Raw genomic sequence first — 23,879 nt, forward strand, 5'->3', positions numbered from 1 at the left:
CGCCGTTGGATCAGCCGCGCTTGCGGTCGTCGTCGAGATCTTCGAAATCGGCATCGACGATGTCGTCATCGACAGGGCGCGCGCCGTCTTGGTCATCATCGCTATCCTCGGCCTGCGCCTTGTAGATCGCTTCGCCCAAGCGCATCGCGGCTTCGGTCACGTTCTGAATGCCGCCCTTGATCTTGCCGGCATCTTCGGTTTCCAGCTGCTCTTTCAGCGCCTTGATGGCCAGTTCGATCGCCTCGATGGTCGAGGGGTCGACCTTGTCGCCATGCTCGTTCATCGATTTCTCGGTCGAATGGATCAGGCTTTCGGCCTGATTGCGGGTTTCGACCAATTCGCGCCGCTTCTTGTCGGCATCGGCGTTCTCCTCGGCCTCTTTGACCATGCGGTCGATATCCTCGTCCGACAGGCCGCCCGAGGCTTGGATGGTGATCTTTTGCTCTTTGCCTGTGCCCTTATCCTTGGCACCGACCGACACGATGCCGTTGGCGTCGATGTCAAAGGTCACTTCGATCTGCGGAATGCCGCGCGGTGCAGGCGGGATATTCTCAAGGTTGAACTGACCCAACATCTTGTTGTCGGCGGCCATCTCGCGCTCACCTTGGAAGACGCGAATAGTCACCGCATTCTGGTTGTCGTCAGCGGTCGAGAAGATCTGGGCCTTTTTCGTCGGGATCGTGGTGTTGCGGTCGATCAGGCGGGTGAACACGCCACCCAGCGTTTCAATCCCAAGCGACAGCGGCGTGACGTCGAGAAGCACGACATCCTTCACATCACCCTGCAACACGCCCGCCTGAATGGCGGCACCAAGGGCCACGACTTCATCAGGGTTCACGCCTTTATGGGGCTCTTTTCCAAAGAACTTGGTCACCTCTTCGACGACCTTGGGCATGCGGGTCATGCCGCCGACCAGAACGACCTCATCGATGTCACCCTTGGACAGGCCCGCATCCTTCAACGCGGCGGCGCAAGGCTTCATCGATTTGGTGATCAGATCGCCAACAAGGCTTTCAAGCTTGGCGCGCGTCAGCTTCATCACAAGGTGAAGCGGCTGACCGTTCGCGCCCATCGAGATGAAGGGCTGGTTGATTTCGGTCTGGCTGGACGATGACAGCTCGATCTTGGCTTTCTCAGCGGCTTCCTTCAGGCGTTGAAGGGCCATCTTGTCGCTTGTCAGATCGACGCCGTTCTCTTTTTTGAACTCATCGGCCAGATACTGGACGATGCGCATGTCGAAATCTTCGCCACCAAGGAAGGTGTCGCCATTGGTGGATTTCACCTCGAACAGGCCATCGTCGATCTCGAGGATGGTGATATCGAAGGTGCCGCCGCCAAGGTCATAGACCGCAATGGTGCGGGTCTCTTTCTTGTCGAGGCCATAGGCCAATGCCGCCGCGGTGGGTTCGTTGATGATGCGCAGCACCTCAAGACCCGCGATGCGGCCCGCATCTTTGGTGGCTTGGCGCTGGGCGTCATTGAAATAAGCAGGCACGGTGATGACGGCTTGCGTCACTTCCTCGCCCAGATAGCTTTCGGCGGTTTCCTTCATCTTGGTCAGGATTTGTGCCGAAACTTGGCTGGGCGAATATCTCTCGCCGCGCACTTCGACCCAAGCGTCGCCATTGCCGCCATCGACGATCTTATAGGGGACAAGCTTCTTGTCCTTTTCCACCTCGGCATCGCCAAGGCGGCGGCCGATCAGGCGTTTGACCGCAAAGATGGTGTTTTCGGGGTTGGTCACGGCCTGCCGCTTGGCGGCTTGGCCGACGAGGCGCTCATCATCTGTATAGCCGACGATCGAGGGCGTGGTACGCGCCCCTTCGGAGTTTTCGATCACGCGCGGCTGGCTGCCATCCATGATGGCGACGCAAGAGTTGGTTGTGCCGAGGTCGATACCAATCACTTTTGCCATGTTGGTCGGGTCCCTTCTATTAAGCGAACGGGCGGTGGCGGGTCCGTTGTGGCCCCCGATGCGCCCAGCATGAGATTTCGATATTGGCCAAGGTGCACGCCCCGACCGGTTCGGAGGGTATATAGGAGGGGGGTTAAGCCCCTGCAAGCGGGGCTTGACCTCAGAAAAACTGGCAACTTGCCAATTTTGTGCGGGGAAATGTCGATTAACGCCCGGCCTCCCAGCTGGCGGAGACATGTTTGCGCGAATACGCCTCGCCCATGAAGCCGATCAACAAGGCGATCAGGGTGAAGTAAAGCGGGTACTCCCAGTTCGAATGGTGCGGAAAATAATTGACGAAGGTAAAGCCCCGCGCCTGATCGATCACATGAAACAGCGGGTTCCAATCGAACATGTCGATCATGAAGCCCGGCATCATATTAGCCACGAACATCTTGCCCGATGCGACCATATTCGCCCGGACATAGACCATCTGGATCATGCTTACGACATCGGGCACCCAAGGTTTGGCGGCCAAAAGCAACAGACCGACGGCGCAACCTGTGCCCCATGACAACAAGAACATCATCAAAGCGCCCGGCCAATCATGGATCGTGACTGGGTTGATCAGCGTATGCAGCACGAGCAGCAGAACCAAAAGGCTGATGGTCTGCGTGTAAAGTACACTGAATGCTGAGGAGAGTATCGCAACCAACGTGTTCATTGGCGCATGTTGCATCATCGCCGAGGCCGGCCCTTCGGCACTCATGATCCCCTGAACAGCTTTGATATGTGTCAGATAGGCGAAAATGCCCGTCAGAAGATACAGCATGAAATCGCCACGGATCGCAGCACCACGCGCTCCCATCACGCTGAACATAAAATAAAAAGCGACCAGAAAGAACAAGGCTTGCAGCACGTTGGTCATGATTGCCCAAACCGCGTTGCGATGGCTTTGGCGGACCTTGCGGGCCGCTGTGACAAAGCTCAATTCAAACATGTTGATCGCAAGACTAAACGTCGATTGCGTGCGCCGTGCCTCGTACATAGGCGGCTAACCCCCGATTACCCAAAAGATGCAACAGGATCGATTGTCTTGCGCACCGCACTTGCCCCGCCGGGTGATGCCGACGATAACGCGATGGCCTTATCACCTAATCAAGGCAAAATGGAGGCGAATGTGGATTACGATCATGTGTTGCGGGTTTTCCGCCAAGCGGCCATCGAAGCGGGTGCCCAGATCATGGAGGTCTATCGGGCCGATGATTTTGATGTGCGCGCCAAGTCCGATGATAGCCCCGTGACCCAAGCGGATGAGGCGGCCGATGCGCTGATCTCGGCCCACCTGCGCGCGGCGTTCCCTGATATGGTGCTGGTGACCGAGGAACAGGCCGATAGCCATGCCCAAACTGCCGCGACATTCCTGATCGTTGATCCGCTTGATGGCACCAAGGAATTCGTCCAGCGGCGCGGTGATTTCACGGTGAATATCGCCTTGGTCGAACACGGCGTTCCTGTGCGCGGCGTGGTCTATGCGCCTGCCAAGGGGCGGTTGTTCTACACCGACGCCACCGGCCAAAGCGTCGAGGAAACCGGCCCCTTCGATCCCGAAAAGATAGGCCCGATAACGCCGATAAGGGTCGGTCAGCCAGACAAGAACGGGCTTTTTGTCGTGGCGTCGAAATCACACCGCGATGCGGCGACGGACGCTTATATCGACAAATATGCCGTGGCCGATCTGAAAAGCGCGGGCTCCTCGCTGAAGTTCTGCCTTGTCGCCACGGGTGAGGCCGATCTTTACCCCCGTCTTGGCCGCACCATGGAATGGGACACCGCCGCCGGTGACGCCGTTTTGCGCGGCGCGGGCGGGCGCATGGTCCGGTTCGAAGATCACCAACCCTTTACCTATGGCAAACCGGGGTTTGCCAATGGGTTCTTCATCGCATTCGCCCCGGGGGTGGAGTTGCAACAACCATGAGCGTCATTTGCGTTATTCCGGCCCGCTATGCCTCGACCCGCTATCCCGGCAAGCCGCTGGTAAAGCTGCGCGGCGCGACGGGACAGGCGCAAAGCCTGATTGAACGTAGCTGGCGTGCGGCCTGTGCGGTCTCGGGCTTTGATGCGATCTATGTCGCCACTGATGATGCGCGGATCGCCGATGCCGCAAGGGGTTTCGGGGCCGATGTCTTGATGACCTCATCCGAGGCGCGCAACGGCACCGAACGTTGCGCCGAGGCGCTGGCCCAGCTTGGCGATGGGGTCGAGATGGTCGTAAACCTGCAAGGTGATGCGCCACTGACCCCCCCTTGGTTTCTAGAGGCGTTGATCGCGGGCCTGCGCGCCGATGCTGGTGCCGCGATTGCCACGCCGATCTTGCGCTGCGACGGCGAGACTTTGGCAGCACTCAAGGCGGACCGTGCCGCCGGGCGGGTGGGCGGCACGACCGCTGTTGTCGATCACGCGATGCGCGGGCTCTATTTCTCCAAGGAAGTGATCCCCTTTACCGTCCAAGACTACGCAGCCGATGCGCCGACCCCGGTGTTTCACCACGTGGGTGTCTATGCCTATCGGCCCGATGCGCTGCGCGCTTATCCCGATTGGCCCATCGGCCCGCTCGAGACGCTCGAGGGGCTGGAACAGCTTCGTTTTCTTGAGGCGGGGCATCCGCTTCTTTGTGTCGAAGTGGCGGCACAGGGTCGAAAATTCTGGGAACTCAACAATCCCGAAGATGTGCCGCGGATCGAGGCGATGTTGACCGAGATGGGCCTGCCCTAGCGACCGAGGCGCGAAATATTCCGTGCAAATCCGCGCGAAAGTGTTTTTTGTTAATTCCCCTTTATCCGTCTTTTCGCCATAATGTGAGGCACAGCTGTTACGGGGCGGCACGCCACTGTGTAGGTCGAGCAAGGATGAGTAGATGAAAAAGCGTGTGACAAAGGCGATCTTTCCTGTTGCGGGGCTTGGCACAAGGTTCTTGCCCGCGACCAAGTCTATCCCCAAAGAGATCATGACATTGGTGGATCGGCCGCTGATCCAATACGCGATTGACGAGGCGCGCGCAGCCGGCATCAAGGATTTCATCTTCGTCACCAGCCGGGGCAAATCCGCGCTCGAAGATTACTTCGACAACGCACCCGAGCTTGAGAACCAGCTGCGCAAAAAGGGCAAGACCGACCTGCTTGAGGCGCTGAAAACCACCAATATGGAATCGGGCGCGATTGCCTATATCCGCCAACATCGCGCGATGGGTCTGGGCCATGCGGTGTGGTGTGCGCGGCGTCTATTGGGCAATGAGCCCTTCGCCGTGATCTTGCCCGATGATGTGATCGCCGCCGAAACCCCCTGTCTGCAACAGATGGTCGAGGCACATGCCGAGATCGGCGGCAATATGGTCGCCGCGATGGAGGTGCCAGCCGCCAAGACATCGGCTTATGGCGTGCTCGACATCAAGGAAGACATGGGCGCAGTCGTCTCGGTCAAGGGGATGGTCGAAAAGCCCGAGCCGGGCACCGCACCATCAAACCTTGCCGTGATCGGCCGTTATATCCTGACGCCTGCGATCATGGAAAATCTCAACAAGATCAAGACGGGTGCCGGTGGCGAGGTGCAGTTGACCGATGCCATCGCGCAAGAAATCGTCAATTCGGACAATGTCTATGGCTTCCGCTTTCGCGGGCAGCGGTATGATTGCGGCTCGAAAGCGGGCTTTTTGCAGGCAACGGTCGCGTTTGCGCTGGGCCGCGATGATTTGCGCGACGAATTCATGGCATATCTTGGCGACCTGATGGCCGCGCGCAGCGCCGCACAATAGGCGCGCGCCCCCACCAGATGCCCGCACCGCTCTTCGCCGCACTTGCAGCGCAGAACCCGCCGCTTCGCTGTTCGCCCATTTTCGCCTACCGCATGCGATGGAAACGGCGGCGCTTGATCTGGCGCGCGCTGCGCCGCCGCCATGACCTAAGCCGCCTGCGCGTGGATGAGGGGGCGATCGCCGCCGCGCCTCTACTGGCCTTTGCCACCATCCGAAACGAGATGGAGCGGTTGCCGTTCTTCCTCGCGCACCATCGCGCCTTGGGTGTTGGGCATTTCTTAATCGTCGACAATGCCAGCACCGATGGCAGCGACAGCTACCTTGCCGCGCAACCCGATGTCTCCGTCTGGCGAACAGATGCGTCCTACAAGCTGGCGCGCTTCGGGGTGGATTGGCTGATGTGCCTCAAGTTCAAGTTCGGGGCCGGCAAATGGTGCCTGACCCTTGACGCGGATGAGGCGCTGATCCTGCCCGGTGGTCGCAGCCTTGGCGCGCTTGTCACCCATCTTGCGGCGACGGGTCGGCCCAGCTTTGGCGCAGTGATGATCGATGCCTATCCCAAGGGGCCGGTGAATGAGGGTCATTACCAGCCGGGCACCACCCCTTTTGATCATCTGTGCTGGTTCGATGGCGATGGCTACAGGGCGCAGCGTCACCGGGTATTTGATAATCTTTGGGTGCAAGGTGGCGTGCGCGAAAGGGTTTTCTTCCAAGATCAGCCTGCGCGCGCACCAACTTTGAACAAAACGCCCTTGGTGCATTGGCGCAGGGGCTATGCCTATGTCACCTCAACCCACCAGATGTTGCCGCGACGTCTGAACCATGTCTTTGACACCGGCGCGCCGACGGGTGTGCTACTGCACAGCAAGTTTTTGCCGCAGATCGCGGCGAAATCAGCCGAAGAACTTACGCGTCGCCAGCATTTCCAAAATAGCGCCCTCTATGAGGACTATCATCAACGCCTGATTTCCGGTCCCGTGCTTTGGCACGCTGCATCGCGGCGCTACCACGGCCCCACGCAGCTTGAGCAGCTTGGCCTGATGTCGGCGGGCGACTGGCAATAATCACGCTTTCTTCGTGCTGCACCCCCTTTCACTTGGGGATAAAAATGCCGTATCTTTTGCAAGTAAGCGGTATATTAATCGAAATGGTGCTAGCGCGTCGTGTAACCCCGGCTGTTCCGGGTCGTAGGTGTCGGTTTTGGGTATTTTGCAATCACTTCGGTTGCGTTTTCAGCGGCAGCGCTGCCATGCGCGGGCATGGCGCAAATCGCGTGAGTTGCGCGTCGCGAAAGACCGGACAAAGCTGATCAAACCGGGCGATATCCTCGTCTTCAGCACCTTCCGCAACGAGGCGGTGCGCCTTCCTTACTTTTTCCAATATTACCGCGATCTGGGCGTGGACCATTTCATCATGGTCGATAACGACAGCACCGATGGCGGCGGTGACTATGCCATCGCGCAACCCGATGTGTCGGTCTGGACCACCAAACATAGCTACAAGGCTGCACGATACGGGGTGGATTGGCTGAACTATCTGCAACGCCAGCATGCCCATAATCACTGGACGCTTGTTGTCGATCCGGATGAGTTTTTCGTGTTTCCCTATTGCGACACCCGTCCGATCCGGGCGCTGACCGATTGGCTTGAGGCCAGTGCGATCCGGTCCTTTGGCGCGATGATGCTTGATATGTACCCCAAAGGGCCGATCAGCGCGCAACCCTATGCGGCGGGGACCGACCCTTTCCAGATCGCTTGTTGGTTCGATCCGGGCAATTACGTGATCGCGCGCAACTGGCAATATGGCAATCTATGGATCCAAGGTGGGCCGCGTGCGCGCAGCTTTTTCGCCGATACACCGGCCAAGGCGCCTGCGTTGAACAAGATCCCGCTGGTCAAGTGGCAGCGCGGTTATGCCTATGTCAGCTCGACCCATATGTTGCTGCCGCGCGGGCTGAACCGCGTCTATGAGGAATGGGGGGGTGAAAAGACCTCTGGCGTTTTGCTGCATGCGAAGTTTCTCGACACCTTCAGCGCCAAGGCGGCCGAAGAGCTTGAGCGCGGCCAGCATTACGCCGCCTCGGCGGAATATAAGGCCTATCACGATGGGCTGTCCAAGAATCCCGATTTCTGGACCAAATGGTCCGAGCGATACATCAACTGGCGCCAGCTTGAGATTTTGGGCCTGATGTCCAAGGGCAACTGGGCATGAGTAGCTTGGGCTTTGTCATGTTGTGCCACACCGCGCTGCACCGCGCGGCACAGGTCGCCCGCCACTGGGCCGAACGTGACTGCCCCGTGGTCATCCATGTCGACCGACAGGTTACGCGCGTGCGCTATGACGCGTTTCGCCGTGAACTGGCCGATCTGGATAATGTACGATTTTCCAATAGGTTGCGCTGTGAGTGGGGAACTTGGTCGCTGGTGCAGGCCTCGCAAACCGCGGCTGAACTTTTACTCAGTGAATTCCCTGCTGTGCGGCATGTCTATTTGGCCTCGGGCTCGTGTTTGCCGCTACGCCCGGTGGATGAGCTGCGATCCTATCTTGCCGCCCGCCCGATGACCGATTTCATCGAAAGCGTCACCATCCGTGATGTGGATTGGACGGTGGGTGGCCTGAATGACGAGCGCTTTAAGCTGCGCTTTCCCTTTTCATGGAAGCGCCGCCGCTTTTTGTTCGATGCCTATGTCGAATTGCAACGCAAGCTTGGCTATCGCCGCAAGCTTCCCGAGGGGATCACGCCGCATCTTGGTAGCCAATGGTGGTGTCTGACGCGCCAAACTTTGACGGCGATCTTGCAAGACCCACGGCGAAGCGCGCTGGAACGCTACTTCAGCCTCGTTTGGATACCGGATGAAAGCTACTACCAAACCTTGGCGCGCAATTATGCCCGCAATATCGAAAGCCGTTCGCTGACCCTGTCCAAGTTCGATTTTCAGGGAAAGCCGCATGTTTTCTATGATGATCACCTGCATCTGCTGCGCAGGTCAGATTGCTTTGTCGCGCGCAAGATCTGGCCAAGGGCCAACCGGCTTTATAATACATTCTTGACCGATGACGCCGCGATCAACCGCATGGCCGAACCCGCGCCGGGCAAGATTGATCGGGTGTTCTCTCGCACGCTCGAGCGGCGGACGCGCGGGCGTCCGGGCCTTTATATGCATAGCCGCTTTCCATATCCCGATTGGGAAAATGGCAAGACCGCCGCGCCCTATTCGGTGTTTCACGGTTTTAACAGCCTGTTTGTCGATTTTGAAAGCTGGCTGGCGCGCCGCCTCGGGACGGTGGTGCATGGCAATATTTTTGACCCGCGCCGCGCACGTTTTGTTGGTGATGTGCCGATCTATGCGGGGTGTTTGTCATCCAACGCCACCATGCGCGACTATAACCCAGAGCATTTCTTGACCAATCTGATCTGGAACACGCGGGGCGAGTTGCAGACATTCATGTTTGGGCCGCGGGACAGTCAAAGGATTGGCTCTTTCATGGCCTCTGACAGCAATGCGCAGATTTCGGTGATTACCGGGGCTTGGGCGGTGCCGCTCTACCTTTCGAACCGCAATTTCGCCGAAATCCGGACCGAGGCGGCCTTGCTGCAACGCCGCGAGATCGATTTCGTCAACACCTTGCGCCATGTGAAGTCGCGCGCCGATATTCGCATTTGGACCTTGGCGGAATTCATCGAAGAACCGATGGAAAACCTTCAAAGTATCCTTGATGCGGCTGAGGGTGCAAATGCGCTGCGCCTAACCGAAGCGCCGCGCATGGCAGATTTGTCAGGCTTTGCCGCCTTTTTGCAATCGCTCAAGAACCAAGGGATGAACCCGATGACGGTGGGTGATTTCCCGCAAGAGGGGCTTGTTCACCGCCCGCCGGGCGACCGTAACCGCCCGTATTTGGTGAATTGATCCATGGCTGCCCGCCGTTTCGATGCCTTTGTCATGTTTGCCGAGATGCGAACCGGCTCGAACCATCTTGAGGAAACCCTGAATTCCCTGCCTGATGTGATCTGCTATGGTGAGGTGTATAACCCGGTCTTTCTGGGCCAACACAACCGCTTTGATCTGCTCGGCTACGACATGGATCGGCGCGAGGCTGATCCGATTGGCCTTTTGGATGCGATCATGGCGCAAAGCGATGGGCTGCCGGGGCTACGGCTGTTTCACGATCATGATGCAAGGGTGGTTGCCCGGGTTTTGCCCGATCCGCGGATTGCCAAGATCATTCTGACGCGCAACCCGCTTGACAGCTATGTCAGCCGCAAGATCGCAAGCGAAACGGGCCAATGGCGGCTGACCGATGCCCGCCACCATAAAACCGCACGCATTCGTTTCGATCTGGCCGAGTTCCGCGCAGAGTTGGCAGAGCTGACCGCATTTCAACACCACCTTCGGCATGGGCTTCAAACCACCGGCCAAGCAGCGTTTCACCTGCGCTACGAGGATATCAATGATACGAGCATCCTTAACGGGCTTGCGGCATTCCTTGGATCAAAAACCCGCATCGCGGCGACATCGGGCAAGCTGAAAAAGCAAAATCCCGACGATCTGTCCCAGAAGGTCGAGAATTACGCTGAGATGCTGGCCGCCCTGCATGATCTTGATCCATTCGCCCTTTCGGTGACGCAAGATTATGAGCCGCCGCGCGCTGCGGGTGTGCCGGGTTTTGTCGCTCACCCCAAGGCGGGGCTCTTGTTCTTGCCGATCAAGGGCGCGCCCGAGGATGGCGTGCTGGAATGGATGGGCGCGATAGGCGGGGTTGGGTGCGATGCGCTGTTGCGCAAGATGAGCCAAAAAGACCTGCGCCAATGGATGAAGGATCATCCCGGCTACCGCAGCTTCAGTGTGCTACGCCACCCTGTGGCGCGCGCCTATCACAGCTTTTGCTGCTATATCTTGGCCACTGACCGTCCGGGCTATGAAGAGCCGCGCAAGGTGATGCGCCAGCGTTATAAGCTGCCGCTGCCCGCCAAAGCGCCCGGCCCCGATTGGACGCCAGCGATGCAAAAGCAGGCATTTTTGGGCTTTTTAGCCTTTCTCAAACCTAATCTTGCTGGCCAAACAAGCATTCGGGTTGATTTGGCTTGGGCGACGCAGTCGGCGATCTTGCAAGGCATGGCCAGTGTCGCCATCCCGCACCGCTTGATCCGCGAAGATGAGATGCACACAGGCTTGACCGATCTTGCCCGCGCGGCCGGCGTGACCGACCCACCCCCACCCATGGCCGAGGCGATGCCTTCGCCTATTGCGCTTGATACGATCTATGATCCCAAGATCGAGAAAGCCGCTTATGATGCCTATCGGCGCGACTATCTCAACCTTGGGTTTCAGCCATGGCAAATGCCGTGATCGCGCGGTGACTCAGGCGGCCTTGGAGCCGGTATATTCGGTCAAGAGCGTATGCAATGTTGCGGCGTCATGATTGGCGCGCAGCTTGGCGCGGAGCCCCGCATCGCGCAATGTGCGCGACACCAGCGCCAAAGCCTTGAGGTGATCGACACCCGTATCGGCAGGGGCAAACAACACGAAAACCAGATCGACAGGGTGCTTATCGGCGGCGTCGAAATCGACCGGTTTCTCAAGCTTGAGAAACGCGCCATGCACCTCGGTCAATTCGGGAAGCCGCGCATGCGGTAGCGCCACGCCATGACCCACACCCGTTGGCCCAAGGCTTTCGCGCTCTTGCAGCGCGTCGAAAATCTGCCCTTCGGGAAGCGCGATCAGGTCATGCGCCAAGGCGGCGATCGCCTGCATCAGGCGCTTTTTACTGGTGACGTCGGTCAATACTTTGACTGCGCGCGGCTTCAAGAGCGACGACAAGTCCATTTCACACCCCGTGATGATCCGGCAACCGGATCGGTTTCGCGCATCGCAGCCCTATGGCGCGATGCGCGTATTGGTTATTCTGGCCGCGGGTCTATCCAGCCGACATTTCCATCGTCACGCCGATAGACCACGTTCACACCGCTATGTTTCTCGTTCCGAAAGACCATGACGGATGCACCGGCCAACTCCATCTGCATCACGGCCTCACCGACCGAGAGCGACGGGATTTTCGCCTCCATCTCAGCCACGATAATGGGCTGAAGATCCTGCGGTTCATGTTCCTCTTCGTCATGCCCGGCTGGCGCAAGCACATACATCGGCGCGTCGCTGGTTTCAACGGGGCTTTGCCTGTCGCGGTGATGGTCCTTCAGCCGCCGCTTATAGCGGCGCAGCTGCTTTTCCATCTTTTCGCAAGCCGCCTCAAAGGCGGCGTAGATCTCATGGGCATGGCCTTTGGCCGATGCCGTTAAACCGGTGGAAAGATGGACCGTTGTCTCGCAAATGAATTCCGAGCCTGAGCGAGAGAAAAACACGGTCGCATCTGTTGGTCGCTCGGCATATTTGCTGACGGCCGCGCCAAGGCGGGTCTTTACATGCGTTTGCAAGGCTTCGCCGATATCGATCTGTTTTCCACTGATTTGGTAGCGCATGTGGTCTCCACGATTCGTTGGCGCGGGGCGGTTATGGGCCGGGATGACCCATGCGCCGCGCGCAAGCTATGCTCGGTTTGATTCGATTAAGGGTGATCCAGAGCCCCCTTTTGCGGGGCTTTTCCCGGGCTTTGCCCGGTGGGATCAGGGATGAAGCGAACGCGAACATCACACGCATTAGGCGATGGCATTGGCCATCTGTCAACGGCAAGCAGAGCGCTTGATCACGTAATCCGGAAGCTTTGCCCAAGATAGACGCGCCGGACATCTTCATCGCGCACGACATCATCGGGCGTGCCGGATTTTATGATCACGCCATCATGCAAGATATAGGCGCGATCCACGATCTCGAGCGTCTCACGCACATTGTGATCGGTGATCAGCACACCGATTCCCCGCGTCTTAAGGTCTTGCACAAGGTTGCGGATATCACCCACGGCAATCGGATCGACACCGGCGAATGGCTCGTCCAACAGCACATAGCGCGGGCGCGATGCCAAACAGCGCGCTATCTCAACCCGGCGACGCTCTCCCCCTGATAGCGAAAGGGCCGCAGCACGACGCAGATGGCCAATCGAGAAATCGGCCAACAACTCTTCCAGCCGATCATTGCGCTTTGCGCGGTCAGGTTCCACGATCTCGAGGATGGCGAGGATATTCTCTTCGACGCTCAGCCCACGAAAAATCGACATCTCCTGTGGCAAGTAGCCGATCCCAGCGCGCGCGCGCCGATACATCGGCAAAAGCGTCACATCACGCCCATCGATGGTGACGCTGCCGCCATCGGGTGTGATCAGCCCTGCGATACAGTAAAACGAGGTGGTCTTGCCTGATCCATTCGGCCCCAGCAGCGCCACAACCTCGCCCCGCGCCAGCGTGATCGAGACATCGCGGATCACTGGCCTTTTGCGATAGGATTTGCGCAGCCGGTCAACGACCAAACCCTGCGCACCTTGCGTGACGCTAAGTGGTGGGCGCTTGTCGCTCATGGTGCCGACTGCGGGGTCAGGACAGTGCGCACGCGCCCCTCGACGACCCCATCGCCGGTGGTCATATCAACCACCATGCTATCGCCCGCGATGGTTGTGGTGCCTTGTGTCACCAAAACATCGCCCGTCATGGTCAAGATCCCAGCCGCCACCGAATAGACCGCATCTTCACCTTCGGCGGCGTCTTCGCCGCGTGTGATCAAAACACCGCCCGTGGCGATGACCTCATCCACGCTACGCTCTCCATCAAGGTCGCTATAAATCACTTCGACATCTTCGGCGGCGATGCGCAGATCGCCCTGAATGATAATGACATTGCCCGAAAACAGCGCGCGACCATTGGTTTGATCGATGGTTAGCGTATCTGACACCGCTTCGACCGGTTGATCGGAATCATGGGCCACCCCGCCAAAACCGATCGCAACCTGTGCGGCCGCCGGCTGGATCAGCGCGACCAGACCGGCAAGGGCGGCGACAATCAAGGTTCTGCGTTGGCTCATGATCACTCTTTTCAGTTCTGCACATCATATAGCAGGCGAACGCCGCCCGTGAAATGCACCAAAGCCTGCCCTTCCGGCCCGGTCAATTGCATCGCGCCCGCCTCTAGCATCATTCCCGGCCCGCGTAGCATAACGGCACCGGGCGAGGTCATCTGCATCGCAGCCATCGCAACAAGAATGCGCTCAGACATCAACTGATAGCCAGTGGTGGTTTGCGCGTTTACCGCACCCATCAAATCGACGGTTTGGGCGCTGGCGTCATAGGCACCATGATCAGCTACAAGGTTGAGGTTTTCACCATCCTTGAGCAAAACATCGCTCTCGACCCGGTCCATCTGCATCATGTTAGGGTCATCCATCCGCTGTACCGCGTACTCGGCCGTCAGTGTGACAGGTTGACCATCGCCCAATATGCCCGCGAAACGCGGCTCGGTCAGGCGCCGCTCGGTGCCAAGCAGGCCGATATCGACATCATTGAACTGCAAAGCATCTTGCGGGTTCGGCGTGCGCGATAACAAAAACAGTGTCGATAATAGCCCAAGCGCCGTCAGCGGCAGCAAAACCTTGGCCCAAGCGACTAGCGTTGAATATCGGTTCGGCCCAGCCATTGGCCCTACCTAGTGGTTGAAAATGTCGATCTCTGGCCAACCGGCAAGGTCAAGTCGGGCACGGGTCGGGAGGAAATCGAAACAGGCCTGCGCGATCTCGGTCCGGCCTTCACGCGCCAAGAGCGGGTCAAGCGCGTCTTTCAGGCGATGCAGATAAAGCACATCCGAGGCGGCATAGGCTTTCTGCGCCTCGGTCAGATTGGGCGCGCCCCAATCGGATGTTTGTTGCAACTTGGAGATGTCGGTATCCAGCAGCTCTTGCAAAAGGTTCTTCAGCCCGTGGCGGTCGGTGAAAGTGCGGATCAGCCTAGAGGCGATCTTGGTGCAATAGACCGGTGCCGCCAGCGCGCCAAAGGCATGATACATCACCGCGATATCGAAGCGGCCAAAGTGAAACAGTTTCAGCACCGCGGGGTCTGTCAAAAGCCGCGACAGGTTCGGCGCATCTTTCTGGCCCGGCGCGATCTGCACCAAATGCGCATCGCCATCACCGGCCGAGAGTTGCACCAAGCAAAGCCTGTCGCGATGTGGGTTCAGGCCCATCGTCTCGCAATCGATGGCGACGGCTGGCCCAAGGTTCAGCCCATCGGGCAGATCATTATGGTGAAAATGAATGGTCACGATCCGGTCCCCTTACGCCGCGTTTGTCGTGACATAAGCCCCCCGGCGCTCAAATGCGACAGGTTTCGCATCTGTCGGCAGCCCTGCGCCGGTCACGATGCCGCGGGAACGTTGTGTTTGATTTCGAAAAGCGACGAACGACCCAAGGTCGTTTGGTGCCCAGGAGAAGGACTCGAACCTCCACGACCTTTCGGCCACTGGTACCTGAAACCAGCGCGTCTACCAATTCCGCCACCTGGGCAGGTGTCGTGGACGGGCTGATATCGCTGCGCTGCGGGGCTGTCAACGGGGCTTGCGTGGGGTAAGTGACGGCTCAGTAATCGCGCTCGAAAAACACGCCAAGCCGGGTTTCGCCATCAGCCGATAGACCGCCGCGCGCGGTGATGTTCGGCGTCAGATCGATGTTGAGCGATAAATCCGCCCCCCCGTCGCCCCCGATGGTGACATCGCTATAGACATTCTCCGACAGGTATCGCCCCGCGCGCAACGCGGCATTGCCCGTGGCATCGGTGCGCAGGTCCAGATCATCTAGCCCTAAACCTTCGCGTAGATTGGCGAAAATCCCCGCCTCAGATGAACCACCAGCAAGCGCGGTCACCGCATCGGTCATCTGCAACAACTGCAGGGGCGATAGCGTCGCGACCGTGCGACCGAACAAAAGCTGGGCCAGAATTTCATCTTCGGGCAAGGGCGGGTTGGCGCTTAGCCTGATTTGGGGCGCGCTGACCGGCCCGGATAGGCCAATCCCGATCAGATATGTGCCGCTGCGGTTTGTGGCCAACAGGTCGATTATTGGGTCGAAATTGCCCGTCAGGGCCACGGCACCTTCGGTCAGGTCAAGCCGTGTGCCAAGGATCGATAGCCGCCCCCGGATCAAGGAAAACCGCCCCGAGGGGATGATCTGTGCCGCTGTGCCGCCGATTTGCAAACGGCCGCCCAGTTCGGCGTCCAATCCGCGACCGCGCAGAAAGATACGGCCCGGCGCGGTGAGCGTCAGATCCAGCGCGATGTTCTGCGAGCCGCTTTGCCCTTGGATCGCTGGGCCAAGCCCTGCGGCGATCCGCGTGCGTCGCTCGGGCGCGCTTTCGCCCATGTGCAGGATCGGCGGGATCGGGGCCGCCCCGCCCAACCCGCTTTCCGGCACGCGCAGATCGGTTTGCGCCAACGCCAGATCACCTGCGATGAGCATCGACCCGGTCAGCCCGCCGCTGATCCGGATCGCCGCGCGGTCGATCCGCGCGTCGTAAAGCGCAGGATTGATGAGCCGCAATCGCGCCCCGGTCAGATCGATCTGTGCCGCGAGATCGCTTCTTGTCAGGTCGATATTGCCTGTGCCGTTGATGCGACCGGTCTCACCTTGCGTGGCCGCAAGATCGAGGCGCAACTGCCCGCCCGCCAACTGCCCGCGCAGGTCCATGTTCTCCACGGCGGTTTGCAAACCCGGCAAGGAAAGCCGCGCATTATTCGTCACGAAACGGCCCGTCAGAGCCGAGAATATGGGCCGCCCTTGCAGCGCCAGATCAAAGTCAAGTCGGCCTGTGACACCCTGCGGGGCCAATGCGCGATTGGCCAATGCCAGCGGCAATTGCCCGCGTGCGGTCAAATCTACGGTGCCTGCCTCGGCCAAAACTGCGCCTTGGATGGTGGCATCAATGCCAGCGGCGCTGTCAATTTTGGCGCGCACTTGCCATGGCGCTTGGCTGGTCGGCCCGCGTGTCGCGTCAAGCTGGGCGCTCACCGCCCCCGAAAGCGCATCGGTGAAAAGCCCGATATCGGCCAGACGCCCGTCAAACGCGACCAGCGCGCCATCGCGATTGACCCGCCCCGTCCCGTTCAGCGACACTGCGCCGCCACTTAGGCTCAGGTTGCGCAGCACAAAGCCCGTTTCATCGCGGCGTGCTGAAAGGGTCAGATCGGTCTGTCCCGCGAATAGCTGTGGTGGCAGACCAGCGCCAAGGCGCAAATCACGCCCCGCGCCATCCAAGACCATGTCGAATGCACCCGAGAGCGGTTCGGCTTGCAAGACAAGGTTTGCGGCCAGCCGCCCGGCCAGCGGTTGACCGGAAATTGCTGCAAGGCGCGCCAGATCGGCGACCTCGGCCGCAAGGGTGGTGGCAAGCGTGGGCTGCCCATCGGTCCATTTTATTTCGGCTTGCCCGGCAAGGCCGACATCACCCGCCCGCAGCGCCAGATCGCTCAGCAAGATCGGCGCGCCTGTGGCCCAACCCAGCGTCGCGCGCAGTTGCGCGGCATTGCCTAAAGCTTGCGCCATGGCGGGGTCGCGATGTGTAAGGCCGGTCATCGCGACCGTGATCGGTGCGCTGAGTGCCAGATCATCGCCCGTTGGTTGCAAGCGCCCGCTTGCCTCTAGCCCAATCTCTGCCACGCTGAAGCGCGCGCTTTCCAAATCGCGCACGATACCCTGCGCCGTATAGTCCGGGCCGCGTGCCGCGTCATGGCGCAATGTCAGATCGACCAGCCCAACGGTGACATCGGCCCCCGAAACGGGCAGCCGCACTGGCCCCTGCCCGCTGGGGTCGGCCATGCGTAGGCGCAGATCAAAACCGCTGGGCTGGCCATTCGGGGCCATCGCAAAACGGCCATCAAGGCTGAGTGCTGCGGCCGACAGGCTGAGGTTGTCCAATGCGATCGCCCCATCAGGGCCAAGGCTGATCAGGCTCGAAAACGCCACATCGGGTCCGAAAAAGGGCCGATATGCAGGCAAGAACAGGGGCGTGATATCGCCGCGTAGATCGGCGCTGATCGTTCTTGTGCTGCCCTCGCTGGGCTTTTGCGTCGCCACTTGGCCGGTCAGGCGCGGTTCGCCATCGCTTGACAGCGCAATCTCGGCCCGGAAATCATCGATGGGCGCGTCGCCTGAAACGCGCAGCGTGATCGCGGGCGCATCCGGCAGGCCAAGCTGCGTGGCGACGATCCCGCCCGCCGCCTCCGTCAGGTCGAGCGATAGGGCAAGGCGGCGGCTGTCATTCGCGTATGACGCGGCAAGATCAAAGCGCCCCTGCGGCCCATCTTGCCGCGTGATCGCCAGTTCGGCGTTGCCTTGGCCATCCGCCAAAGCCGCATTGCCGCTGATCGCCAGTTCCACGGGCAGGCCCAAGATATCGGTGCCCAGCACGACACTGTCGATGCGCAGCACGGCAATGGCAATCGACACCGGCAGTTGCGGCAGGCGAAATTGTGTCGCCTCGGCCGCCGGAAGATCCAAACCTTCAGGGGTTTTGGGTCGGCGCAGAATCTCCAGCCGCGTGGCGTGGAGGGTGTCGATCTGAAGCGCGCCGCGCAACAGGGCCGCGCGCGACCAGTCCAGCCGTGCGCCCTCAAGCCGTAGCCAGACGCCATCGTCATCGGCGATGGTCAGCACATCCATCGCGGCGCTGGCGCTCAGCGCGCCACGAAACCCCGTGATGCTCACCTGTCGGGCACTGCCCGATAGCTGCGTTTCCAAAAACGCCACGATGCGCGAGCGATCATCAGTTTGCGCGCTAAGCATTGCGGGCCAAAGCAGCGCAAAAAGCAGGGGTATGATCGCCCAAAGCCGCATCAAAAGGCCTGTCCAATGCCGATATAGATGAACAGATCGCGCCCCGCCGCAGCACCCGATGTCGGTGTCGCAAGATCGACCCTGATCGGCCCAAAGGGTGTGATATAGCGCAGGCCGATCCCCGCCCCGGAATGCCATGTTGTGGCGTCGATATCCCACGCCTCGGCGCTGATACCGCCAAGATCGGCGAAACCGACCAAGCCAAAGCGGCTTTCGCCAAGGTCATGGCGCAGCTCGGCCGACAGGCCCAGAAAGCCGCGCCCGCCGCTGGCAAGGCCGGATTGTGTTGCGCCAAGGCTGCGATAGGGTTGGCCGCGCACCGTGCCCGCGCCCCCCGAATAGAACAGATCATCAGGGGGAATATCGGCCAGATCGGCCCCAATGATCCCGCCAATCTGACCGCGCGCGGCCAATCGCGTGGCGCGGCCCGCCCCAAGCGGCCAATAGCGCCGCCCATCCAGAGCGATCCGCGCGCCGCTGCTCGCATCAAAAAGCCCGAAGCCCTCAAGCTCGGCCGCGATGTAGCTGCCGCGCCGCGCATCGATCAGGTCATCGCGCCAATCGACGATCAGACCCAAGGGCAGGGTCAACCGTGTCAGATCGCGCCGCCCCAAGCCATCGTCGATCCGCGAGAATTCCAGACCAAGCCCGCCCGACAGGGTGATCGCGTCAGATAGGCGATGGGTCAATCCGCCTGCGATCCGCGCGCCCTCGATCCGATAGGTCGGCTCGCGCAGGATGAAGGTCTCAGCCTCGAGCGAAAGCGCGGTATCAGGTCCGAATGTGGCGGGTCGGTCAAAGCGGGCGGAAAGCGTGGTGTCGATGTCATCATCGCTTTGAATGTCGTCGATCCCTGCAATGGCAAGGTCAAAGCGAAGCCGCTCTGCCCCGCCGAAGAGATTGCGATGCAGCCAATAGGCGCTGAGTTGAATTCCCGCATCGCTGGCAAGCTCCGCGCCAAAGCCAAGGCGGCGCAGCGGTGCCTCCTCCACGATGGCGGTGACATCGGCCACGTTGTCGCCCTTGGCCGGGGCAAGCGAAAGCGCCACGGCACCAAAGGCACCGGTATCGCGCAGACGCGCCTCGGCGCGGTTCAGGGCCGTGGGGGAATAGACCTCTCCGCTGGGTAGCCCGGCGATGGCGGTGATCCGCGCGGGCCGCATGCGCACTTGGCCCAAGGGCAGCAGGTCGCCAAAGCGAATGACCGGGCCGGGGGCAAGGCCGATATCGACATCCAGCAGCGCATCGCGGTTTTGCGCGACGATCCGCTGATGTGACAGCGCGGCATTGGCATGGCCGATGTTTTGCCACCCCAAAAGTGCTGCCTGTGTCGTGTCGCGCAGCAGCGCGGTATTGGCCGGTTGCCCCGGCGCGAACCCCGTGGGCAAAACCGTGTCCGGCGCAAGCGGCGCAATCTGCGCTTGGCCAAGGCGAAAGGGCGCGCCGGTTTGCACTGTGATCTCAACCCGCGCGACCCGCGCAGGCGGCAACAAAGGCGAGATTTCGGATGCCTCGCGCCCATCCAGCCGGATGGAGATGACAGGCGCGAAAAATCCCGCCTCATAAAGAACGCCAATGAGCCGCCCGTAATCGGCCCGCGCGGCGGCGGTGATATCGGCCCCGCTACGCACATCGCCATCATCGCTTTGCCGCAAAAGCAAGGCGTCGCGGCGCAGCCGATCAATCACCGCCTCGGGCGCATTGGGTGCGCTGAGCGTGACCTCTTGGGCGGTGCCCGCGCGCAGCCCAAGGCCCAAGGCGGCAACACAAATTGCCGCGAGAAAGTTGATCTTGATCTGGCGTTGCACTGACCGCATCGCGGCAATTCTATCGCGGCCAAGATGGCGGATACCAGCACGATCCCAAAACGCCCCCGAAACCGGCAAAGATTGGGACGATTTGCGCCTTGTCGGATGCGCCCCGCCCGCCTATCACCCGCGCATAGCGACCGGAGGACATCAGACATGTCGAAGCTCGTCACCATTTTCGGCGGATCGGGATTTGTTGGCCGTTACATCGCGCGCCGCATGGCCAAAGAGGGTTGGCGCGTGCGCGTCGCGGTGCGCCGCCCGAACGAGGCGCTTTTTGTGCGCCCCTACGGCGTTGTCGGACAGGTCGAGCCGGTCTTGGCCAATTTGCGCGATGATGCCAGCGTGCGCGCGGCCATTCATGGTGCCGATGCTGTCGTCAACTGCGTTGGAATTTTGGCCGAGGCGGGCAAGAATCGCTTTGACGCGGTACAGGCCGATGGGGCAGGCCGCGTCGCGCGCATCGCCCGCGAAGAGGGGGCCACCCATCTGGTGCATCTCTCGGCCATCGGTGCCGATGCTGACAGCGACAGCCGTTATGCCGCCACCAAGGCCATGGGCGAAGAGGAAGTGCTTGCTGCCTTTCCCAGCGCGGTGATCTTGCGCCCCTCGATCATCTTTGGCCCCGAGGATCAGTTTTTCAACCGTTTCGCCGCGATGAGCCGTCTTGGCCCGATCTTGCCGGTGGTGGGTGCCGATACGCGGTTTCAGCCGGTCTACGTCGATGATGTCGCCCAAGCTGCCGTGATGGGTGTCTTGGGTCAGGCAAAGCCCGGTATCTATGAATTGGGCGGCCCCGAGGTCGCGAGTTTCCGCCAGTTGATGCAGCGCATGCTTGATGTCGTGCGCCGTCGCCGCTTGATCGTGAACACGCCATTCTGGATCGCGCGTATCATGGGTGCGGTGTTCGATGGGTTGCAGACGGTCAGCCTTGGCCTGTTCCAAAATGGCCTTTTGACCCGCGATCAGGTGCGCAATCTGGCGCGCGACAATGTCGTGGGCGAAGGGCGCATGGGGTTCGATACACTTGGTATCGTTCCCACTGCGATGGGCGCAGTGCTGGATGAATATCTTTGGCCCTATCGGTCAGGCGGGCAATATGCCGAGATCAAGGAAAGCGCGCGCAATCTTAAGCAAGATTAAGCATAGGCAATCCAAAGCAGCACGACGCCCAATACCACGCGGTAGATGACATAGGGCGTAAAGCTGACCGATTGCAAAAGCCGCATCATCAGTGAAAGTGCTGCCAACGCGGCGACAAAGGCAAAGGCCGCTGCAATCGCGCCCTCGCGCAGTGCGGCGAGGTTGGCCGCGACCAGCGCATCGAGTCCCAACAAAACGCCCGAGGCGGCGATGGTGGGGATCGACATCAGCATCGCGATGCGCGCGGCACTGTGGCGATCATACCCCAAGAACCGTGCGCCCGTGATCGTGATCCCCGAGCGCGAGGTGCCGGGGATCAGCGCCACCGCTTGCCATAGGCCCAAGATGATGGCGTCGCGGGTGTTCCACCCCTCGGTCTGTTTCACCTGTGGCCCGCGTTGATCGGCCCAATAAAGCACGATGCCGAAAATCAGCATGCTCCACCCGATCACGGCGACCGAGCGCATCGCATCATCCAGCCCCGTCAGATGCAGCGCCAGCCCCACCAGCACCACGGGGATGGTCGCGATCATCAGCAAAAAGGCGAGCTTTGCACCAGCCGTGTCGATCCGGCCCGTCAGCATGCGCGGCACACCCAACAGCCCCATCCGCACATCCGACCAGAAGTACAGGATCACGGCGGCCAGCGTGCCGACATGCACCGCGACATCAAGCAATTGCCCCTGATCGGCCAGCCCCGTGAGATTCGGCAAAAGCACCAGATGACCCGAGCTTGAGACCGGCAAGAACTCGGTGATGCCTTGGATCAAGGCCAGCAAGATCAGGTGCCAGAGAGTCATCGTGCAACACCCACCCAAGCTGTAACAGAACTATAATATTGTTTTTGCATGATTAAAAATCCGATAGGTCCGTTTGTTTACTAGTTTGTCGGTATGGCGGCTGTGTCTTAGTGTGATGGGGCAAAAGAATCTTTATTTAAGTCAGCAATACTGTCTTTTTATCTGTTCGCGCTCTCGGTATAGGCGTCGCAGCTAGGATGGGAGATGTTTCGTGGCCAAGCAACCCATGTTGAAATTCGTCTCGTTGCCGAAAGAAATGCCGGAAAAGCGTCCTCCGACGCTGCGCAAGGCGGATTTCGACGAGATATACGGTGAATATGCGCGCGAAAAGGCCGCTGAACAGGCGGGCCGCTGCAGCCAATGCGGCGTGCCTTATTGTCAGTCGCATTGCCCGCTGCACAACAATATTCCCGATTGGCTAAAGCTGACCGCCGAAGGGCGTCTGCAAGAAGCCTATGAGATCAGTCAGGCGACCAACACCTTCCCCGAGATTTGCGGCCGCATCTGCCCGCAAGATCGCCTGTGCGAAGGCAATTGCGTGATCGAGCAATCGGGCCATGGCACGGTCACCATCGGCTCGGTCGAGAAATACATCACCGATACCGCATGGGATCAGGGTTGGGTCAAGCCGGGCATCCCCTCGGTCGAGCGGACCGAATCGGTCGGCATCATCGGTGCTGGTCCCGGTGGATTGGCTGCCGCCGACATGCTGCGCCGTGCGGGCCTTCAGGTCACGGTTTATGACCGCTACGACCGCGCGGGCGGTCTGATGACCTATGGCATCCCCGGCTTCAAGCTGGAGAAGGATGTGGTTATGCGCCGTACCCAGCAGCTTGAGGATGCGGGCATCGCCTTTGTCCTCAACTGCAATGTGGGCGAAACGATCAGCTTTGACGCGATCCGCGGCAAGCATGATTTCGTGATCATCGCCACGGGCGTTTACAAATCCCGCGATCTGAACGCGCCGGGCGTGGGTGCCGATGGCATCGTGCGCGCGATCGATTATCTGACCGCGTCCAACCGCAAAAGCTTTGGCGACGAAGTGCCGGAATTCGATAGCGGTGAGTTGAACGCCGCAGGCAAGCGCATCGTCGTAATCGGTGGCGGTGATACCGCGATGGATTGCGTGCGCACCGCGATCCGTCAGGGTGCCGAAAGCGTCAAATGCCTTTATCGTCGTGACAAGGCCAACATGCCCGGCAGCCAGCGCGAAGTCGCCAATGCCGAGGAAGAGGGCGTTGATTTCGTATGGCTTTCCGCGCCCAAGGGCTTTGTTGCCAGTGACAAAGTTGACGGCGTGCTGGTCCAGAAAATGCGCCTTGGCCAACCTGATGCGACGGGCCGCCAAAGCCCCGAGATCATCGAAGGTGCCGATTACAATGAGCCCGCCGATATGGTCATCAAGGCGCTGGGCTTTGAGCCAGAGGATTTGCCGGTGCTCTGGGGTGCGCCCGAGTTGGAAGTGACCCGTTGGGGCACGATCAAGGCGAATTTCCGCACGCATGAGACCCAGATCCCCGATGTTTACGCGGTGGGTGATATCGTGCGCGGCGCAAGCCTTGTGGTTTGGGCGATCCGTGATGGGCGCGAAGCGGCCGAGGCGATCTTGGAAAAGCTCGCCATGTCGGGCGCGGTCGCGGCAGAGTAACGGGCAAAACGCGGAAGGGC

The 23,879-nt window shown here is 60.1% G+C and carries 20 protein-coding genes and 1 tRNA gene; 9 read left to right on the forward strand and 12 right to left on the reverse strand.

Annotated features, from left to right (window positions below; translation table 11 throughout):
* Positions 1 to 10: 10 nt before the first annotated feature.
* Together dnaK and KG698_RS06635 are read right to left on the reverse strand one after the other, a co-directional pair.
* Positions 11 to 1,915 carry a molecular chaperone DnaK gene (gene dnaK / locus KG698_RS06630; RefSeq protein WP_213684781.1) on the reverse strand — a complete coding sequence of 635 codons (1,905 nt, stop codon included), beginning with the start codon at positions 1,913 to 1,915 and terminating at the stop codon, positions 11 to 13.
* 205 nt (positions 1,916 to 2,120) lie between these two features.
* Positions 2,121 to 2,894 (reverse strand): ABC transporter permease, encoded by a 774-nt coding sequence (locus tag KG698_RS06635; protein WP_367114053.1) that lies wholly within the window; start codon positions 2,892 to 2,894, stop codon positions 2,121 to 2,123.
* A 180-nt stretch (positions 2,895 to 3,074) separates the two neighbouring features.
* Between KG698_RS06635 and cysQ the strand changes: the two genes are divergently transcribed.
* From cysQ to KG698_RS06670, 7 genes are all read left to right on the forward strand, one after another.
* Entirely contained in the window at positions 3,075 to 3,872 is a 798-nt protein-coding gene (cysQ, locus tag KG698_RS06640; RefSeq protein ID WP_213684998.1) for a 3'(2'),5'-bisphosphate nucleotidase CysQ, read from the forward strand.
* A complete protein-coding gene (locus KG698_RS06645) occupies positions 3,869 to 4,669 on the forward strand; it encodes a 3-deoxy-manno-octulosonate cytidylyltransferase (RefSeq protein WP_213684783.1) in 801 nt (266 codons plus the stop codon). Before cysQ ends, KG698_RS06645 begins: the two co-directional genes overlap by 4 nt.
* Positions 4,670 to 4,811: 142 nt before the next feature.
* Complete coding sequence (galU, locus tag KG698_RS06650) at positions 4,812 to 5,705, forward strand: UTP--glucose-1-phosphate uridylyltransferase GalU (RefSeq protein WP_213684784.1); 894 nt, start codon at positions 4,812 to 4,814, stop codon at positions 5,703 to 5,705.
* A 17-nt stretch (positions 5,706 to 5,722) separates the two neighbouring features.
* Positions 5,723 to 6,769, forward strand: coding sequence for a glycosyltransferase family 2 protein (locus tag KG698_RS06655; protein ID WP_213684785.1), 1,047 nt, complete (start codon positions 5,723 to 5,725; stop codon positions 6,767 to 6,769).
* A 136-nt stretch (positions 6,770 to 6,905) separates the two neighbouring features.
* On the forward strand, positions 6,906 to 7,916 hold the full coding sequence (locus KG698_RS06660) for a glycosyltransferase family 2 protein (protein WP_213684786.1): 1,011 nt from the start codon (positions 6,906 to 6,908) through the stop codon (positions 7,914 to 7,916).
* Complete coding sequence (locus tag KG698_RS06665) at positions 7,913 to 9,613, forward strand: beta-1,6-N-acetylglucosaminyltransferase (RefSeq protein WP_213684787.1); 1,701 nt, start codon at positions 7,913 to 7,915, stop codon at positions 9,611 to 9,613. The genes KG698_RS06660 and KG698_RS06665 overlap by 4 nt, the downstream gene beginning before the upstream one ends.
* 3 nt (positions 9,614 to 9,616) lie before the next feature.
* On the forward strand, positions 9,617 to 11,053 hold the full coding sequence (locus KG698_RS06670) for a nodulation protein NodH (protein ID WP_213684788.1): 1,437 nt from the start codon (positions 9,617 to 9,619) through the stop codon (positions 11,051 to 11,053).
* A gap of 12 nt (positions 11,054 to 11,065) precedes the next feature.
* Here the strand turns inward: KG698_RS06670 and KG698_RS06675 are convergent, their stop codons facing one another.
* The 9 genes from KG698_RS06675 to KG698_RS15825 all read right to left on the reverse strand — a co-directional run bounded on the left by KG698_RS06675 (position 11,066) and on the right by KG698_RS15825 (position 20,268).
* Positions 11,066 to 11,530, reverse strand: a complete 465-nt coding sequence (locus KG698_RS06675) for a PTS sugar transporter subunit IIA (protein WP_213684789.1) — start codon at positions 11,528 to 11,530, stop codon at positions 11,066 to 11,068.
* Positions 11,531 to 11,604: 74 nt separating this feature from the next.
* Positions 11,605 to 12,180 (reverse strand): ribosome-associated translation inhibitor RaiA, encoded by a 576-nt coding sequence (raiA, locus tag KG698_RS06680; protein WP_213684790.1) that lies wholly within the window; start codon positions 12,178 to 12,180, stop codon positions 11,605 to 11,607.
* Positions 12,181 to 12,404: 224 nt separating this feature from the next.
* A complete protein-coding gene (lptB, locus tag KG698_RS06685; RefSeq protein ID WP_213684791.1) occupies positions 12,405 to 13,169 on the reverse strand; it encodes an LPS export ABC transporter ATP-binding protein in 765 nt (254 codons plus the stop codon).
* Positions 13,166 to 13,669, reverse strand: coding sequence for a lipopolysaccharide transport periplasmic protein LptA (gene lptA, locus KG698_RS06690; protein ID WP_213684792.1), 504 nt, complete (start codon positions 13,667 to 13,669; stop codon positions 13,166 to 13,168). The genes lptB and lptA overlap by 4 nt, the downstream gene beginning before the upstream one ends.
* Positions 13,670 to 13,680: 11 nt before the next feature.
* A complete protein-coding gene (gene lptC, locus KG698_RS06695) occupies positions 13,681 to 14,277 on the reverse strand; it encodes an LPS export ABC transporter periplasmic protein LptC (RefSeq protein WP_213684793.1) in 597 nt (198 codons plus the stop codon).
* Between the two features lie 9 nt (positions 14,278 to 14,286).
* Positions 14,287 to 14,898: a ribonuclease D gene (locus tag KG698_RS06700; RefSeq protein WP_213684794.1), complete on the reverse strand. Its 612-nt coding sequence runs from the start codon at positions 14,896 to 14,898 to the stop codon at positions 14,287 to 14,289.
* A gap of 153 nt (positions 14,899 to 15,051) precedes the next feature.
* A tRNA-Leu gene (locus KG698_RS06705) sits at positions 15,052 to 15,139 on the reverse strand.
* 72 nt (positions 15,140 to 15,211) lie between these two features.
* Positions 15,212 to 18,409 (reverse strand): translocation/assembly module TamB domain-containing protein, encoded by a 3,198-nt coding sequence (locus tag KG698_RS06710; protein ID WP_213684795.1) that lies wholly within the window; start codon positions 18,407 to 18,409, stop codon positions 15,212 to 15,214.
* 50 nt (positions 18,410 to 18,459) lie between these two features.
* Complete coding sequence (locus KG698_RS15825; RefSeq protein WP_213684796.1) at positions 18,460 to 20,268, reverse strand: BamA/TamA family outer membrane protein; 1,809 nt, start codon at positions 20,266 to 20,268, stop codon at positions 18,460 to 18,462.
* A 156-nt stretch (positions 20,269 to 20,424) separates the two neighbouring features.
* On the opposite strand from KG698_RS15825, the gene KG698_RS06720 reads away from it, so the two are divergent.
* Positions 20,425 to 21,411: a complex I NDUFA9 subunit family protein gene (locus KG698_RS06720; protein WP_213684797.1), complete on the forward strand. Its 987-nt coding sequence runs from the start codon at positions 20,425 to 20,427 to the stop codon at positions 21,409 to 21,411.
* Here KG698_RS06720 and KG698_RS06725 read toward each other — a convergent pair.
* A complete protein-coding gene (locus KG698_RS06725) occupies positions 21,408 to 22,211 on the reverse strand; it encodes an undecaprenyl-diphosphate phosphatase (protein ID WP_213684798.1) in 804 nt (267 codons plus the stop codon). The two genes, KG698_RS06720 and KG698_RS06725, sit on opposite strands and share 4 nt — an antisense overlap.
* 211 nt (positions 22,212 to 22,422) lie before the next feature.
* Between KG698_RS06725 and KG698_RS06730 the strand changes: the two genes are divergently transcribed.
* Entirely contained in the window at positions 22,423 to 23,859 is a 1,437-nt protein-coding gene (locus KG698_RS06730) for an FAD-dependent oxidoreductase (protein WP_213684799.1), read from the forward strand.
* Positions 23,860 to 23,879: the final 20 nt, after the last annotated feature.

Origin of the sequence: Roseicyclus sp., from assembly GCF_018402035.1 — a bacterium.
Taxonomy (GTDB): Bacteria; Pseudomonadota; Alphaproteobacteria; order Rhodobacterales; family Rhodobacteraceae; genus Roseicyclus.

Bases quoted from the DNA above. Each gene is read 5' to 3' on its own strand.
- raiA (WP_213684790.1), bottom strand. From the start codon at position 12,180: ATGCGCTACCAAATCAGTGGAAAACAGATCGATATCGGCGAAGCCTTG.
- KG698_RS06720 (WP_213684797.1), top strand. From the start codon at position 20,425: ATGTCGAAGCTCGTCACCATTTTCGGCGGATCGGGATTTGTTGGCCGT.
- KG698_RS06665 (WP_213684787.1), top strand. From the start codon at position 7,913: ATGAGTAGCTTGGGCTTTGTCATGTTGTGCCACACCGCGCTGCACCGC.
- KG698_RS06670 (WP_213684788.1), top strand. From the start codon at position 9,617: ATGGCTGCCCGCCGTTTCGATGCCTTTGTCATGTTTGCCGAGATGCGA.
- dnaK (WP_213684781.1), bottom strand. From the start codon at position 1,915: ATGGCAAAAGTGATTGGTATCGACCTCGGCACAACCAACTCTTGCGTC.
- galU (WP_213684784.1), top strand. From the start codon at position 4,812: ATGAAAAAGCGTGTGACAAAGGCGATCTTTCCTGTTGCGGGGCTTGGC.
- KG698_RS06725 (WP_213684798.1), bottom strand. From the start codon at position 22,211: ATGACTCTCTGGCACCTGATCTTGCTGGCCTTGATCCAAGGCATCACC.
- KG698_RS06635 (WP_367114053.1), bottom strand. From the start codon at position 2,894: ATGTTTGAATTGAGCTTTGTCACAGCGGCCCGCAAGGTCCGCCAAAGC.
- lptC (WP_213684793.1), bottom strand. From the start codon at position 14,277: ATGGCTGGGCCGAACCGATATTCAACGCTAGTCGCTTGGGCCAAGGTT.
- lptB (WP_213684791.1), bottom strand. From the start codon at position 13,169: ATGAGCGACAAGCGCCCACCACTTAGCGTCACGCAAGGTGCGCAGGGT.
- KG698_RS06710 (WP_213684795.1), bottom strand. From the start codon at position 18,409: ATGCTTAGCGCGCAAACTGATGATCGCTCGCGCATCGTGGCGTTTTTG.
- KG698_RS06655 (WP_213684785.1), top strand. From the start codon at position 5,723: ATGCCCGCACCGCTCTTCGCCGCACTTGCAGCGCAGAACCCGCCGCTT.
- lptA (WP_213684792.1), bottom strand. From the start codon at position 13,669: ATGAGCCAACGCAGAACCTTGATTGTCGCCGCCCTTGCCGGTCTGGTC.
- KG698_RS06675 (WP_213684789.1), bottom strand. From the start codon at position 11,530: ATGGACTTGTCGTCGCTCTTGAAGCCGCGCGCAGTCAAAGTATTGACC.
- KG698_RS06645 (WP_213684783.1), top strand. From the start codon at position 3,869: ATGAGCGTCATTTGCGTTATTCCGGCCCGCTATGCCTCGACCCGCTAT.